We start from the raw sequence: 13800 nt of genomic DNA, 5'->3' as shown, positions 1-13800 counted from the left end.
CGGAAGCGGACGTTCCCCGGGCGGAAGTGACATGACCATGCACCGGAACAGGCCGACACCCTCACCCCACCGATCAGAATCAGCCACACCGGTTCACAGGCGTCACCGCACTCGCTAGCTTTCGCAGCACATTCGTTCAGCCGTTCAGCCGTTCAGTCACCGAGCCGTTCGAGGTACCAGCGGCTCGGGGCACCAGCCGTTCAGACCGGAAGGACTCCTGTGCACGCAACACGTCGCAGAGCCATGGCTGTCGTGGCCGCCACCGCCCTGGCCACACCGCTCCTCCTGGCCGCGTCCCCGCACCCCGGACGCCCCGCGCCGCACGACCCCGGCAAGGAAGCGGCCAAGCTGTCGCGGGAGTTGGTGAGGAAGGCGTCCGCACGCGACGCCTACCAGCACCTCCAGCAGTTCCAGGCGATAGCCGACTCCACCGACGGCCACCGGGCCGCCGGCTCGCTCGGTCACGACGCCTCGGCCGCGTACGTCTACCGGCAGCTCCAGCGCTCCGGGTACAAGGTCTCGTACGAGAACTTCCGCTTCACCTACACGGAAACGCTGGCCGAAAAGCTCGCCGTGGTGTCGCCGACGCCCCGCGACGTGACGATCAAGGCCATGACGTACACGCCGTCGACGAAGGAGGGCGGTGTGACGGCGCAGCTCGTCGCCGTACCCGTCGACGAGACGACCGGCTGCGAGGCCGCCGACTACGCCGCCGCGGACTTCACCGGCAAGATCGCGCTGATCAAGCGCGGCGGCTGCTCCTTCGCCGAGAAGCAGGCGGCCGCGGCCGACGCGGGCGCGGCCGGAGCGGCCGTCTACAACAACACCGAGGGCGCCCTGTCCGGCACGCTCGGCGAGGTCGCCGCCGGGAGGATCCCGACCGGCGGGCTCACCCAGGAGGAGGGCGAGAAGCTCGTCGCCGACCTCGCGGCCGGCGAGGTCACGGTCTCCTTCGAGATCCGTGAGCTCCAGGAGGACCGCGCCACGCGCAACGTCATCGCCGAGACGCCGGGCGGCAACGCGGCAAAGACCGTGATGCTCGGCGCCCACCTCGACTCGGTGACCGAAGGCCCCGGCATCAACGACAACGGCTCGGGCTCCGCCGGTCTGCTGGACGTCGCCCTGAAGCTGGCGAAGTCGAAGAGCAAGCCGGCCAACAAGGTGCGGTTCGCCTGGTGGTCGGCCGAGGAGAACGGCCTGATCGGCTCGGAGAAGTACGTCGCGGCGCTCACCGAGAAGCAGCGTGAGCAGATCAAGCTCTATCTGAACTTCGACATGATCGCCTCGCCGAACGGCGTCCAGTTCGTCTTCGACGGCGACAACTCCGACGAGGTCGGCGAGGGTCCGGGCCCGGAGGGCTCGGCCCAACTGGAGCGGGACATCAACGAGTTCCTCGACGGCAAGGGCAAGCCGCACGAGGGCACGGACTTCACCGGCCGCTCGGACTACGGCCCGTTCATCGAGGTCGGCATCCCGTCCGGCGGTACGGACACCGGGGCGGAAGGCATCAAGACGGCGGCCCAGGCCGAGGTCTTCGGCGGCGAGGCGGGGATCGCGTACGACCCCTGCTACCACTCGGCCTGCGACGACCTGGACAACATCGACATGGGTCACTTCGACACCAACATCGACGTGATCGCCAACGCCGTCGGGACGTACGCGCACGACCTGCGCTCGCTGACCCGCCCGGTAGACCCCGACACCGGCACCGGTACGCCCGGCAGCGGCGGCAGCGGCGGCGGCCTGCGCGAGGGCCACGGCCGCGTGACGGAGTAGCGACGGCCTTGCGGGCTCCGGACCCGGCACCTGGCGTCCGGCACCTGGCACCTGGCACCGGAGCCCGTAAGCACCGCAGGGAGGTCCCCTGCCCCGGTATCCCGCCCTATCCAGCGCTATACGCCCTTTGCACCGGGATAGCGGCGGGCTTCCGTGGCTGCGCCCGGTGGCTCTTGACCGGTAGGCTTTCCGTGTGATCTTCAAGCGCATCGGAAATGGGAAGCCGTACCCCGACCACGGCCGGGAATCCACCCGCCAGTGGGCGGATGTCGCGCCGCGTCCGGTCCGCCTGGACCAGCTCGTGACCACCAAGGGCCAGCTGGACCTGGAAACCCTCCTCGCCGAGGACTCCACGTTCTACGGGGACCTGTTCGCGCACGTCGTGAAGTGGCAGGGCGACCTCTACCTGGAGGACGGTCTGCACCGGGCGGTCCGCGCCGCGCTCCAGCAGCGCCAGGTACTGCACGCGCGCGTCCTCGACCTGGGCTGACACCGCCCCGGTACCGGCGGTCCTCCGCCGCGGCACGACACACCCCACTGGGGTTTGTGCATCTCGAGGCGTCCCCCGAGACCCTGATTCGGGCTTTCGGGTGCTTTCCCGCTCATCCGGGTGCCATACGTTGATCATTTAGTACGCATCATCACCGGGTCGCACTACGCTGCCTCCATGAGCATGCTCACTCCCCCCGGCATGGGCGGAAAGTACCGCATCACGGGCGACACCTACCCCCGTATGCGCCGCCCCCGGCACCGCCGCAGGCTGGTCCTCGCGGGCATCGGAGCCGTCGTCGTCCTCGGTCTCGTCGGCTGGGGCAGTCTGCAGCTCATCGACGTGTTCACCGGCGGCGACAAGACCGCGAACGCGGCCGACCACAAGCGGGACTGCCCCACCGCGAAGCCGTCGGTGGCCCCCGCCAAGGCGCTGCCGAAACCGGCCGCGATCACGGTGAACGTCTACAACGCGACGACCCGCACCGGGCTGGCCAAGGCCGCCGCCGAGGAGCTCAAGAAGCGCGGTTTCACCATCGGCGAGGTGGGCAACGCGTCGAAGGAGTACGACAAGAAGGTGCCGGGCGCGGGCGTGCTGCTCGGGGCTCCGGCCGCGAAGAACGGCAGCTTCACGGTGCTCGGCACCCAGCTGGCGGGCACGGTGCAGAAGACGGACACCCGGAAGACGGGCGAGGTCGACCTGATCCTCGGGGCGAAGTTCAAGGCGTTCAGCACGCCGAAGGAAGCCACGGCGGCGATGACGGCCCTGACGAAGCCGGCCCCGGCCCCGTCCCCCTCCTGCTGACGGAAGCGCCCCGCTCCGGCGCCGTACGCACGAGCACGAGACCGTGCGTGACGTACGCGCCGAAACGGGGCGCAATGTCGTAAGAGGAGAGTGGTGCGGGCTCTACTCAGCCGTCCCGTACATCCGGTCGCCCGCGTCGCCGAGGCCCGGAACGATGTACCCGTGGTCGTTGAGCCGCTCGTCGACGGAGGCGGTGACGACGGTGACCGGGGTCCCGGCCAGCTCGCGCTCCATCACCTCGACGCCCTCGGGCGCCGCGAGGAGGACGACGGCGGTGACATCGTCGGCGCCGCGCTTGATCAGCTCCTGGATGGCCGCGACGAGGGTGCCGCCGGTGGCCAGCATCGGGTCGAGGACGTACACCTGGCGGCCGGAGAGGTCCTCGGGCATCCGGGTCGCGTACGTCTCCGCCTGGAGCGTCTCCTCGTTGCGGATCATGCCGAGGAAGCCCACTTCGGCGGTCGGCAGCAGCCGCACCATGCCGTCCAGCATGCCCAGCCCGGCCCGCAGGATCGGCACGACGAGCGGCCGGGGGTGCGAGAGCTTGACGCCGGTCGTGGGCGTCACCGGGGTCTCGATGTCGACCTGCTCGGTACGCACATCCCTGGTGGCCTCGTAGGCGAGGAGGGTGACCAGCTCGTCGGCGAGCCGCCGGAAGGTCGGGGAGTCGGTGCGCTTGTCGCGCAGCGTGGTGAGTTTGTGCGCCACCAGCGGGTGGTCGACGACGTGGATCCGCATGCGTCAACAGTAACCGCGCCGCCCGGCACTCTGCGCTGGCATCAACCACCTGTTCGGGGGGAAGGTGGGGGCATACGGACCCAGCACTGGGGTGGTGTGTCGATGGCTGACGGGGATCTGCGGGACGACCCGGCCGCGCGCGGACCGCGCGAGGGGCGCGACGCCGAGGGCATGGCGGGCGTGGCGGGCGCGACGGGCGATGTCGAGGACGCGCAGGAGAGTGACGCCGCCCGCCGCCGCCGACGCGCCCAGTTCCTCCGTGAGCTCCATGAGGCCAAGCAGTTGCGGGACCGGGTGCAGCCGCGCCGGGCGCGGGCCGCCCGAATGCGGCAACAGATGCGGATGCGCACGTTCCGCTGGTGACCGGCGAACCGGCATCAGGCGGATCGTCATCCGCCGGATCCCTGGCGAATCCCTGGCGAATCGCCTGACGAAACCCCTGGTGAACGCCGGGCGACCCCCTGGCAAGCCCTCCGAGTTCCACCGGCGCACTCCCCCCGCCGATCGGCGCGTCAGGGTGAGGGCCGACCAGGCACTCCTGGAACTGATGGCCGACGCAACGGTCGAAGAGGTCTCGCACAGCGCTTGTTTCTGCCACGATGCCGATTGGGCGGGGCCCAGGACGGACGGATCACCGTTCGCCCTCCCGTCGGACCGATTCGCCTATGACCAGTGGGAGAGTCACGGTGTACTTCGCCGCACTGCTCGCGCGCACCGAAGACGGGTGGGAAGCGAGCGATACAGAGCTCGACGATGTGGAGACCCTGTCCGATCTGACGGACCTGGCCCGGGAGGCCTCGGTGGACGAGGACACAGTCCTGGTCTACATCGAGCAGGAGGACGCCTGGTTCGGCGTCGTCCGCGTGGACGGTGAGGAGGACCCCCGAATCTACGTCTCGGACGCGTCCGCCGCCGCCCGCTCCTCCTACGGGGAGATCCTGCTCACCGACGAAATGCTCGGCCGCGAACCAGGGGCCGAGGACGAGATCGCCGCCCTGGAGGAGCTCGTCGACCTCGACGGCACCGAGGACGGCGAACCGGAACGGACCGCCCCCGCGGCCGAAACGGACGACGACGCCCCCGACCCGGACGCGGTTCCGGCGGGCCCGATCGGCGAGCTCGGGGTCCTGGCCGACCTCGGGATGTCCGAGAAGGAACTGCTGACCCTGCAGACCGACGCGCTCGCGGAGATCGCGGAGGCCGTGGGAGCGGCGGAGGTCCTGGAGTCGGTCCGCTGAGGGGGTTACGCGGGCCGCTGCCGGGCCCCGCACCCCCGCCCACCTCTCCCACCCCGTCCGCTAGGGTCCGCGAGTGACCGCACGACCGCCGGACCCCTCACCCGAGCCAGCCCCGGATCCCGTACACGTACCGGAGCCCGATCCCGTACGCGATCCCTGGCAGGCCCCGATGCGCCGCGCGCTGGCCGAGGCCGCGCGGGCGGCGTCGGCCGGCGATGTGCCGGTCGGCGCCGTCGTGCTCGGCCCGGACGGCGCCGAGCTCGCGACCGGCCACAACGAACGCGAGGCCACCGGCGACCCGACCGCGCACGCCGAGATCCTGGCCCTGCGCCGGGCAGCCGAGGCGGTGGGCGAGTGGCGCCTGACCGACTGCACCCTGGTGGTCACCCTGGAACCCTGCACGATGTGCGCGGGCGCCCTGGTCCAGTCCCGCACAGCCCGCGTCGTCTACGGCGCCCGCGACGAAAAGGCCGGCGCGGCGGGCTCCCTCTGGGACGTCATCCGCGACCGCCGCCTGAACCACCGCCCCGAGGTCATCGCAGGCGTCCTGGAGCGGGAGTGCGCGGAGCAGCTGACGGCGTTCTTCCGCACCCTCTGACCAGGTGAGACCAGCCTGCCTGGCGACGTTGGGCTCCTGCCCCGAGAACCGATTTCTGTCCACGGCCCGGGATGGTCTAAGCTCTCTCTCGGTAGCGTGTCCGAGCGGCCGAAGGAGCTCGCCTCGAAAGCGAGTGTGGCGTAACCCGTCACCGTGGGTTCAAATCCCACCGCTACCGCTGTAGACGAAGGGCCCGGCTCGATGAGCCGGGCCCTTCGCTTTGCCCTGCGCCTCAACCGGTCGCACGGGCATCAGGGGTCATGTCGTACTCATCGACGTCCAGATACGCGCCAGTGGCGGCAAGGAAATCGATTGCTTCGCGGCCCAGCGCCCAGCCGAAGAGGTTGTGCTCGCCCCTCTCCTGCTGTTCGTCGTTGAAGTACCGCACGACCTCCAGCCGGGCTTCGAGGCCCGGCTCTCCTTCGTCCTCTGCACTGTTGAACTGCTTCACGAGCTCGGCTATTCGGTCCGCCTGCGGCCGGAGACGGCCCAGGACGCGCGCAATCTGTTCGTCCACGCACAGGCCTGGCTCCCTGCACACGACCTTCCAGTCCTGCCAGAACGGATTCGCAGGGTCAGCGGGTAGGCGGCGCGGGTTGACCACTCTCGTCTCATCAGGCTCGATACCCAGCAGATCAGTTATCTCCTGCGCGGTGATGCGTCGGCTGGACAGAGCAAAGTAGACGTACTGGTGGAGAGGCATCCACGGAGAATACGCACCGGCGACTCAGCGCTTGATCTCCGTGGCCTCATATCCTTCGAGGCCTGTCCCGGCGAAGGCAGGTACGAGGGCGTGCAGGTACCAGGCGAGGTCGGTGAACTCCGGCGCCACAGGGACACGCCGACGGTCGATGGTGGGCACGAAGCCAACTTCCGTGCGACCAGGCATGAACAAGAGCATTCCTCCGGTCCCCGCCTCCAGGTGATAGACGTCAACCGCCACGCTGTACGGCAGGTTGCCGGGGGCGTCCAGGCGGGCCAGCACCTCGTCGGCGTCTGCGGGGGAGCTGCGGTACCACTCGAACATGCCGTCCGCGTCGTCGATCATGTAGGCGAGGCCCCCAAGGGAGACGTCCATGGCCCAGCCCACCCGGGCCAGTGCGTCCAGAGCCACGCGCACGGTGATCGGGTCCGTGAACGTGAAGTCGATGTCGGCGTCTCCTGATCCCACGGAACCTCCGGGCGGTGTCACGTAAACCCGCATACTCGCCCGCAGGGCAGAGGGACGTCGATCCGATTTCCCCCCGCGCTCTCGGAGTACAGCGACTTCATCAAGCAACCACGACTCGCCCTGGACATGCTTGCAGGTGCCCAGCAGCAACTGCCGGAGCAGCCCCGTGGAATGGGTCCGCGTCTGACCTCGACTGGCTGCGGGCAGCCCTGGGCGAGGGCAAGGCGTAAACCCCCGAAGCTCGGGTTCCGAGCCATGAGACCCGGGCTTCGGGGGTGGGTCGGTTCACTCTTCCGGGGGTACGTGAACGGAGCTCCGGCCCGAAGCTCGGGTGCCGGGACTCGGGCATCGGGATGCAAGCCCCGAGGTTCGAGCTCCTTCTTTAACCGGCAGGGAAAAGAGGGAGGTTGGGAAAACCTTCCCCACCTACCCACCCCGTCACGGCCAGCCGGTATGACTAATCGTGACAGCTTGCGGCGCAGCGTGACGGCCGCTTACGGTGCGAGAACTGAACGACCCCGACACGGTGTTGGAAGCACCAGCCGGGGTCTAACCGCAAGATCGACACCCTAGAAAGAACGATCCATTGGCTACCCAGCACTTTAGCTCCGCCCTGCCCGTCCCCGCAGTCTCGCCTGCGTACCCGATGGCCAAGCCCGGCTACGGCAAACGCTCCGCACCCGGCCAACAAGCCTGTAATCACGATGACTTCGCCCTTCTCCCGACTCGCGAACGCTACGTCGCCGGGTTCGTCGACCACCTCCCCGACGGCGCTGAGATGAGCGTGAAGCAACTCGCCAAGCAGCTCCCGCTCTACGGACAGCAGGCCGTCTCCACCTCCCTGAAGGCCTTGTCCGTCGCCGGGCACCTGCGGCGTGTCCGGTGCTCCGTCGGCGCGGGCGACGAAACCCGCTGGGTCTTCCGCACCTTCTGGTCCCGCACCGCCCGCGACAACGAGTGGTGGAACACCTACCTCGCCACCGAAACCGCCACCCAGACCGCAGCACCCGCTCAGGACACAGCCCCGCCGCCCCCGTGGGTCCCGGCCGAGGAACCGCCGCCGCCCGCGCGGCCGGAGAACCCGCCGTCCGCCGAACAGGACTCCGCACCCACCGCCGTACCGCAGCAGCGCACCCCACCCCAGGCCCGGGACGCCGAACCCGCGCAGCCAACCCAGGCACCGACCCCCGAGCCCGCTCCGCCCACCCGGGAAGCCGCTCCCTCCTCCGCCTACCTCGCCCTCGCCCGCCTCGGCCGCAACGACCACCGGCTCGCCCTCTCCGCCGACGACTGCACCACCCTCGAACCCCTCGCCACCCAATGGCTCGACCGAGGCGTCACCACCGACTACCTCACCAACGCCCTCACCGCAGGACTCCCCACCCAAGTCGACTCCCCCATCGGACTCCTCCGCCGCCGCCTCATCGACAAACTGCCGCCCCAACTCCCAGCCACCACCCCAAACACCCCCACCGACACCCCCACCCCCACCCGCCGCCTCCTCGTCGAATGCACCGACTGCGGCCGCCCCGGCCAACCCGAAGCCCTCCCCGACGGCCTCTGCCGCCCCTGCCACCAAACCCACACCACAGGCAGCAACACCACAACCCCCGACGCCACCCAAATCGCCGCCGTCAAAACCCACATGGCCAACCTCCGCACCCTCCTCAAACCCGTCTGACCCACCTCTCTGACCTCCCCGTCGGCCGGCGCCGGACTGGCGAGGGGACAGGGGGCCGGGGGACGACGGGGGATAGCCCCCGGTTCGGTCCGGGGGTGTGCCAGCGGGCCCAGGACCTCGTAAGCCCCGGGGGGGACCCCAACAGCCTTACTGACCGCCCCGGTTCACGGAACGCATCCGTCGGCCGATCGCTAGCCTGCCCCCATGAGCGAGAGAGCAGTAAGCATCGGTGTGGATGCCGGCGACCGTCCGAGCTGGGATGCCACGCGATCCTGGGTGGAGAAGAAGGGGCTCTCCGAGGCGGAGTACATCGAGCAGGTCGTGTCGCTGCGCGGTGGCTGGACGTCGGAGATGCGGCGGCTGGATGTCGGCGGACCCGGTGGCCCCCGCTCGCTCGTTCTGCGGTCCTTCGTCAAACCCTTCTACGTTCGGCACGCAGAGGGCCTGCTGAACCGTGAGGCGGACATCCTGCGCCTCCTCGGCGATACGGACGTACCGGCGGCCACCCTCGTCGCCGTGGACGCGGCGGCCGAGCACTGCGATCACCCCTCCCTGCTCATGTCCCTGTTGCCGGGGGCGCTGCTCCTGGGCGATCGCGGTGCCGATGACCGCGCCGACCTGCTGGCGCGGCAGCTCGTGCGCATTCATCGGCTTCCCGTGGCCGCGCGGCAACGTCCCCGGACCTATCAGGCCTGGGCCTCTCCCGAGCGGGTGATCCTGCCCTCGGCCAGCGCGCGGCCCGAGCTCTGGCAACGGGCCGTCGACGTCATCCGCCGCGAACCTCCCGCCTACCGGGGGTGTTTTCTGCATCGCGACTTCCACCCGGGGAACGTCCTCTTCAGCGGCACCGGTGACGATCTCCGGATCAGCGGGGTCGTGGACTGGGTGGAGACCTCCTGGGGGCCCGCCGATCTGGACGTGGCGCACTGCTCGACGGCCCTCGCTCTGCTGCACGGGATTCCCGCGGGCATGCGGTTCGCCGATCGGTACGTCGCCGCGGGAGGAACCCTGGCCGGAGACGCCACCGACCATCTCTACTGGCGGCTGCTGGACGCGCTGGGCTTCGCCCCCGACGGGGAGAAGGTCGCTGTCCCCTGGCGTGAACTGGGTCGCGTCGATCTGACCGCCGACGTCCTCGCTCAGCGGCTGGAGGGGTACGTGGAGTCGCTCTTCGAGAGTTATGCCTGAACCGTTGTGATGCCTGCGCCCTGCGGACATGCGGACATGCGGACATGCGGACAGCAGAGCGCCCGGTCGCCGGTACAGAGGAAGTACGGCGGCCGGGCGCTCCGGTCCAGCAGTCAGGTCGGGGGAAGCGGCATCGGGGGGACAAGCCGCTTCCCCCGGTGAGAACAGGGCCTGCTGGTCGTCCGTCGCGGTCAGGGGGGATCGCGCGGCGGCCGGCCCCACAGAGAGGCCCTGTTCCGGCCTTCCGGGTCCTGCCTGGTCCCGTCGGGCTCGCTGTCCATCGTGCCGGGCGACGAGGCTCTCCGGGTCCGGCGAAAGGCCTTGATGGCTGGGCCGTAGGTCCTTAAAAGGCGCATCAGTGATCGAAAACGACCACTGGATACGGCCATTCGTGCGGATACAATCGCCCGATCGCACGTGAGGTCGATGGGGAGGCAAGGATTGTGGCCAAGGCAAAGACGATCATCATCTACATGCTGGTGGTCTTCGTGCTGTACACGATCATCATGTCTCCCGAGCGGGCCGCCGAACTGGTCCAGGTAGGGTTCGAGGGTATTTCCACCGCCGCGCAGAGCGTCGGTGACTTCATGTCAGAACTGGTGAAGTAGGAGCCGTCCGATGATCCGCCACCTGGTCCTCTTCAAGCTGAACGACGGCGTCGAGCGGGACGACCCGCGGGTCGTCGCCGGGGACCGGGCCTTCCGGGAGCTGGCCGGGCAGGTCCCGGAGCTGGAGTTCTGGGAGTGCGCCTGGAACATCACCGACCGGCCGATCGCGTACGACTACGCCATCAACTCCGCCGTCGCCGACGAGGACGCCCTCAAGCGGTACATCGAGCACCCGGCCCACCAGGCCGCCGCCGGACAGTGGCGCGAATTCGCCACTTGGGTGATCGCGGACTACCCCTTCTGACCCCGCCCACGGAGACCGGTCCACCGCTCCCCGCCCCCGGTTCACCCGACCCCTCGTCGTTTCGGCGAGGGGTTTCCCTATGGACCATTTGCTCTGTTTAAACCCTTATGACGTCAACACGGCACTATGCGGTGCTTGCACACAGTGGACATGTCTTGTGATGCTATGACCGCTTTTGACGGATGAGTTGACCGTAGTTGACTAGTTGACCGCAAAGGGGTGGCGTCACCGTGCCGGCCAGTACAGCGCCTCAAGTGCCTCCCCAGGCCGTCCAAACCGTCCCGCCCGCCCCGGCCGAGGACGACATCCAGACCGAGACCCCGGACCCGTCCGCCCGGCCCGCCAGGGCTCGCGGCGCCGACACCAGGGCGCTCACGCAGGTCCTCTTCGGTCAGCTCAAGAACCTGGAGCCGGGCACTCCGGAACACCGCCGGGTCCGGGCCGCCCTCATCGAGGCGAACCTCCCCCTCGTCCGGTACGCCGCCGCGCGCTTCCGCAGCCGCAACGAGCCGATGGAGGACGTCGTCCAGGTCGGCACGATCGGACTGATCAACGCCATCGACCGGTTCGACCCGGAGCGCGGCGTCCAGTTCCCCACGTTCGCGATGCCCACCGTCGTCGGCGAGATCAAACGTTACTTTCGCGACAACGTGCGCACCGTCCACGTCCCCCGCCGGCTGCACGAGCTCTGGGTGCAGGTCACCGGCGCCACCGAGGACCTGACGACCGCTCACGGGCGGTCCCCGACCACCGCCGAGATCGCCGAGCGGCTGAAGATCTCCGAGGACGAGGTGCTGGCCTGCATCGAAGCCGGGCGCTCGTACCACGCGACCTCACTGGAGGCCGCCCAGGAAGGTGACGGGCTGCCCGGGCTGCTGGACCGGCTCGGCTACGAAGACCCGGCGCTCGCCGGTGTCGAGCACCGCGACCTTGTCCGGCACCTCCTCGTCCAGCTTCCCGAGCGCGAACAGCGCATCCTCCTGCTGCGCTACTACAGCAACTTGACCCAGTCTCAGATCAGCGCCGAGCTGGGCGTCTCCCAGATGCACGTGTCAAGGCTCCTCGCCCGAAGTTTCGCCCGACTGAGATCCGCAAACAGGATCGAGGCGTAACCGGAACGGGTAGACCGTCCACAGAGCAGTTCTGACGGCATAAAAGGGCTACACCCCCTGTTTCCAGGGCGGATTCGGCGCTGACTTGTCGACATGTCACTACAGCGTGTTGCCGACATGTGACATTCTGCTCGAAGCGCGTTTGCCGCAGCCCTACCTCCGGTATTCAGGTGGAGGCTGCGTTCCTCCGATGGTCGCGGCCACCGCGACCGTCCGCGACCTCAAGGGGGTGGCATGTCCGAAGAACAGGGCAGCTCGAAGGTGCTCACGCTCACGAAGAGCGTGCCGGCACCCGCCGTGCTCACCAGCTCGCCGGAAGCCATCGACACCCGCACGCTGTCCCGCTCCCTGTTCCTGCGGCTCGCCGCGCTCGGCCCCGCCTCGGGCCCCGAGGGAACGGACAGTCCGGAGCGGACCTATGTGCGGGACACACTGATCGAACTGAACCTCCCGCTGGTGCGGTACGCCGCGGCGCGGTTCCGCAGCCGCAACGAACCGATGGAGGACATCGTCCAGGTCGGCACGATCGGCCTGATCAAGGCGATCGACCGGTTCGACTGCGAACGCGGCGTCGAGTTCCCGACGTTCGCCATGCCCACCGTCGTCGGCGAGATCAAACGCTTCTTCCGCGACACCTCCTGGTCCGTGCGGGTCCCCCGCCGTCTCCAGGAGCTGCGGCTCGCCCTGACCAAGACCAGCGACGAGCTCGCGCAGAAGCTCGACCGCTCGCCGACCGTCCCGGAGCTGGCCCGCGCCCTCGGGGTGTCCGAGGAGGACGTGGTCGACGGTCTCGCCGTCGGCAACGCCTACACCGCCTCCTCGCTCGACTCCCCCTCCCCCGAGGACGACGGCGGCGAGGGCTCGCTCGCCGACCGCCTCGGGTACGAGGACACGGCGCTGGAGGGCGTCGAGTACCGCGAGTCGCTCAAGCCGCTGCTGGCCAAACTCGCCCCGCGCGAACGCCAGATCATCATGCTCCGCTTCTTCGCGAACATGACCCAGTCGCAGATCGGCGAGGAGGTCGGCATCTCCCAGATGCACGTCTCCCGGCTGCTGACCCGCACGCTCGCGCAGCTCAGGGAAGGGCTCATCGCCGACTGAGCCGAGAGTCGTCGGAGAACCGGAGAACCGGGGAACCGAAGAGCCACCGGACCGTCGGACCGTCGGAAAAGTGGTTCACGAGGGTTCATATGTGACGGGGCGTCAGACACACTGACGCGATGCGACGTCAGACATACGGCTCCACCGGCCGCCGAGGCACCGCCATCGCCGCCTCGGCGGCCGCGCTGTGCCTGGGCACCGGCCTGCTGTCCGGCTGCGGCAGCGGGCCGGGTGACGGTTACACGGCCGTGGGCGCGGCCGCCGGAAGCTCGAAGCCTCCCCCGGACGGGGTGCCCTCGGGCGACGTGACGCTCACCCCCCTCGACGAGAGCGGGAGCGGGAGCGCCGGGGGCAGGGGGCGTGGTGGCGGTGGTACGTCACCGAGCGTCGGTACGTCACCGGGTCCCGGTGCGTCGCCGAGCGCCGGCTCCCCGGGTGACGGCCGGTCCGGTGACGCCCAGGGCGGGTCCGGCGGGGCGCGTACGACGCCGCCGGGCGGGCGCCAGGCTGCCGGTTCGTCCGGCGGGCCTGGGGCAGCCCCCTCACGGCCTGCGGACCCCTCCGGGCCCTCGAAGCCGGGCGGCGGGGGCACGGGCAACCCGTCGCCTCCGGGGCCCGGCAGTCCCGGCACCCCCAGCAGCCCGAAGCCCTCCGATCCGCCCGCGACCCCGGCCGCGCTCACGCTGAGCGCCCCGCAGCGGGCGGCGGCGGACAAGCGGTGGTGCGAGAAGGTGACCGTGGAGTTCCGCAACACCGGGGGCTCCCCCGCGCGCTCGGGGTCCGTCACCTTCGCCACGCACATCATCGGCGCCCTCGGCGTCGACTGGGCGACCATCACCTCGTCCCAGCCCCTGCCCGCCCCGATCGGCGCGGGATCCACGCGCTCGAAGACGTACACCGTCTGCGTGGAGTCCTGGCGGGTCCCGCTGGGGATGCGCGTCGAGACCCAGGACGTGTCCGCCGTGTGGGAGTGACCCCCACACGGCGTCTC

General features: G+C 69.6%; 16 protein-coding genes and 1 tRNA gene. 14 read left to right on the top strand and 3 right to left on the bottom strand.

Annotated elements, in window-relative coordinates; translation table 11 throughout:
- The first annotated feature begins 243 nt into the window (after nt 1–243).
- The 3 genes from IE140_RS12105 to IE140_RS12095 all read left to right on the top strand — a co-directional run bounded on the left by IE140_RS12105 (nt 244) and on the right by IE140_RS12095 (nt 3070).
- Nucleotides 244–1776 carry a M28 family metallopeptidase gene (locus tag IE140_RS12105; protein WP_150196903.1) on the top strand — a complete coding sequence of 511 codons (1533 nt, stop codon included), beginning with the start codon at nt 244–246 and terminating at the stop codon, nt 1774–1776.
- 193 nt (nt 1777–1969) lie between these two features.
- Nucleotides 1970–2266: a type II toxin-antitoxin system VapB family antitoxin gene (locus tag IE140_RS12100; protein ID WP_003967677.1), complete on the top strand. Its 297-nt coding sequence runs from the start codon at nt 1970–1972 to the stop codon at nt 2264–2266.
- Between the two features lie 201 nt (nt 2267–2467).
- Nucleotides 2468–3070 (top strand): LytR C-terminal domain-containing protein, encoded by a 603-nt coding sequence (locus IE140_RS12095; RefSeq protein WP_150196907.1) that lies wholly within the window; start codon nt 2468–2470, stop codon nt 3068–3070.
- A gap of 102 nt (nt 3071–3172) precedes the next feature.
- On the opposite strand, the gene upp is transcribed toward IE140_RS12095, so the two are convergent.
- Entirely contained in the window at nt 3173–3808 is a 636-nt protein-coding gene (upp, locus tag IE140_RS12090; RefSeq protein ID WP_032764711.1) for a uracil phosphoribosyltransferase, read from the bottom strand.
- A 102-nt stretch (nt 3809–3910) separates the two neighbouring features.
- On the opposite strand from upp, the gene IE140_RS12085 reads away from it, so the two are divergent.
- The 4 genes from IE140_RS12085 to IE140_RS12070 all read left to right on the top strand — a co-directional run bounded on the left by IE140_RS12085 (nt 3911) and on the right by IE140_RS12070 (nt 5822).
- Nucleotides 3911–4171: a hypothetical protein gene (locus tag IE140_RS12085; protein ID WP_150196904.1), complete on the top strand. Its 261-nt coding sequence runs from the start codon at nt 3911–3913 to the stop codon at nt 4169–4171.
- 323 nt (nt 4172–4494) lie between these two features.
- Nucleotides 4495–5046, top strand: coding sequence for a tRNA adenosine deaminase-associated protein (locus IE140_RS12080; protein WP_032764710.1), 552 nt, complete (start codon nt 4495–4497; stop codon nt 5044–5046).
- 169 nt (nt 5047–5215) lie between these two features.
- Nucleotides 5216–5644 (top strand): tRNA adenosine(34) deaminase TadA, encoded by a 429-nt coding sequence (tadA, locus tag IE140_RS12075; RefSeq protein WP_150198675.1) that lies wholly within the window; start codon nt 5216–5218, stop codon nt 5642–5644.
- A gap of 90 nt (nt 5645–5734) precedes the next feature.
- Nucleotides 5735–5822, top strand: a tRNA-Ser gene (locus tag IE140_RS12070).
- 54 nt (nt 5823–5876) lie between these two features.
- On the opposite strand, the gene IE140_RS12065 is transcribed toward IE140_RS12070, so the two are convergent.
- Both IE140_RS12065 and IE140_RS12060 read right to left on the bottom strand, forming a co-directional pair.
- Complete coding sequence (locus IE140_RS12065) at nt 5877–6347, bottom strand: DUF4279 domain-containing protein (RefSeq protein WP_150198673.1); 471 nt, start codon at nt 6345–6347, stop codon at nt 5877–5879.
- A gap of 24 nt (nt 6348–6371) precedes the next feature.
- The gene (locus IE140_RS12060; RefSeq protein WP_150198671.1) at nt 6372–6815 is read right to left on the bottom strand and encodes a hypothetical protein; all 444 of its coding nucleotides are present in this window, start codon (nt 6813–6815) and stop codon (nt 6372–6374) included.
- A 646-nt stretch (nt 6816–7461) separates the two neighbouring features.
- On the opposite strand from IE140_RS12060, the gene IE140_RS12055 reads away from it, so the two are divergent.
- The 7 genes from IE140_RS12055 to IE140_RS12025 all read left to right on the top strand — a co-directional run bounded on the left by IE140_RS12055 (nt 7462) and on the right by IE140_RS12025 (nt 13783).
- Nucleotides 7462–8496, top strand: coding sequence for a MarR family transcriptional regulator (locus IE140_RS12055; protein WP_189460362.1), 1035 nt, complete (start codon nt 7462–7464; stop codon nt 8494–8496).
- A gap of 204 nt (nt 8497–8700) precedes the next feature.
- Complete coding sequence (locus IE140_RS12050; protein ID WP_150197083.1) at nt 8701–9684, top strand: phosphotransferase family protein; 984 nt, start codon at nt 8701–8703, stop codon at nt 9682–9684.
- A 443-nt stretch (nt 9685–10127) separates the two neighbouring features.
- Nucleotides 10128–10292 carry a hypothetical protein gene (locus tag IE140_RS12045; protein ID WP_006126123.1) on the top strand — a complete coding sequence of 55 codons (165 nt, stop codon included), beginning with the start codon at nt 10128–10130 and terminating at the stop codon, nt 10290–10292.
- 10 nt (nt 10293–10302) lie between these two features.
- Nucleotides 10303–10596: a Dabb family protein gene (locus IE140_RS12040; RefSeq protein WP_006126122.1), complete on the top strand. Its 294-nt coding sequence runs from the start codon at nt 10303–10305 to the stop codon at nt 10594–10596.
- A gap of 254 nt (nt 10597–10850) precedes the next feature.
- Complete coding sequence (locus tag IE140_RS12035) at nt 10851–11708, top strand: RNA polymerase sigma factor SigF (protein WP_225683368.1); 858 nt, start codon at nt 10851–10853, stop codon at nt 11706–11708.
- A gap of 234 nt (nt 11709–11942) precedes the next feature.
- Nucleotides 11943–12809 (top strand): RNA polymerase sigma factor SigF, encoded by an 867-nt coding sequence (locus tag IE140_RS12030; protein ID WP_030579030.1) that lies wholly within the window; start codon nt 11943–11945, stop codon nt 12807–12809.
- Nucleotides 12810–12928: 119 nt separating this feature from the next.
- Nucleotides 12929–13783, top strand: coding sequence for a hypothetical protein (locus IE140_RS12025; protein ID WP_150197081.1), 855 nt, complete (start codon nt 12929–12931; stop codon nt 13781–13783).
- The last annotated feature ends 17 nt before the right edge of the window (nt 13784–13800 follow it).

The sequence above is a fragment of the Streptomyces parvus genome (genome assembly GCF_014648875.1).
Classification (GTDB): domain Bacteria; phylum Actinomycetota; class Actinomycetes; order Streptomycetales; family Streptomycetaceae; genus Streptomyces; species Streptomyces parvus.
The sequence above is the reverse complement of the archived record's forward strand: the minus strand, read 5'-3'. Positions and strand labels throughout refer to the sequence as shown.

Bases quoted from the DNA above. Each gene is read 5' to 3' on its own strand.
- IE140_RS12105 (WP_150196903.1), top strand. From the start codon at position 244: ATGGCTGTCGTGGCCGCCACCGCCCTGGCCACACCGCTCCTCCTGGCC.
- IE140_RS12095 (WP_150196907.1), top strand. From the start codon at position 2,468: ATGGGCGGAAAGTACCGCATCACGGGCGACACCTACCCCCGTATGCGC.
- upp (WP_032764711.1), bottom strand. From the start codon at position 3,808: ATGCGGATCCACGTCGTCGACCACCCGCTGGTGGCGCACAAACTCACC.
- IE140_RS12085 (WP_150196904.1), top strand. From the start codon at position 3,911: ATGGCTGACGGGGATCTGCGGGACGACCCGGCCGCGCGCGGACCGCGC.
- tadA (WP_150198675.1), top strand. From the start codon at position 5,216: ATGCGCCGCGCGCTGGCCGAGGCCGCGCGGGCGGCGTCGGCCGGCGAT.
- IE140_RS12065 (WP_150198673.1), bottom strand. From the start codon at position 6,347: ATGCCTCTCCACCAGTACGTCTACTTTGCTCTGTCCAGCCGACGCATC.
- IE140_RS12055 (WP_189460362.1), top strand. From the start codon at position 7,462: ATGGCCAAGCCCGGCTACGGCAAACGCTCCGCACCCGGCCAACAAGCC.
- IE140_RS12050 (WP_150197083.1), top strand. From the start codon at position 8,701: ATGAGCGAGAGAGCAGTAAGCATCGGTGTGGATGCCGGCGACCGTCCG.
- IE140_RS12040 (WP_006126122.1), top strand. From the start codon at position 10,303: ATGATCCGCCACCTGGTCCTCTTCAAGCTGAACGACGGCGTCGAGCGG.
- IE140_RS12030 (WP_030579030.1), top strand. From the start codon at position 11,943: ATGTCCGAAGAACAGGGCAGCTCGAAGGTGCTCACGCTCACGAAGAGC.
- IE140_RS12025 (WP_150197081.1), top strand. From the start codon at position 12,929: ATGCGACGTCAGACATACGGCTCCACCGGCCGCCGAGGCACCGCCATC.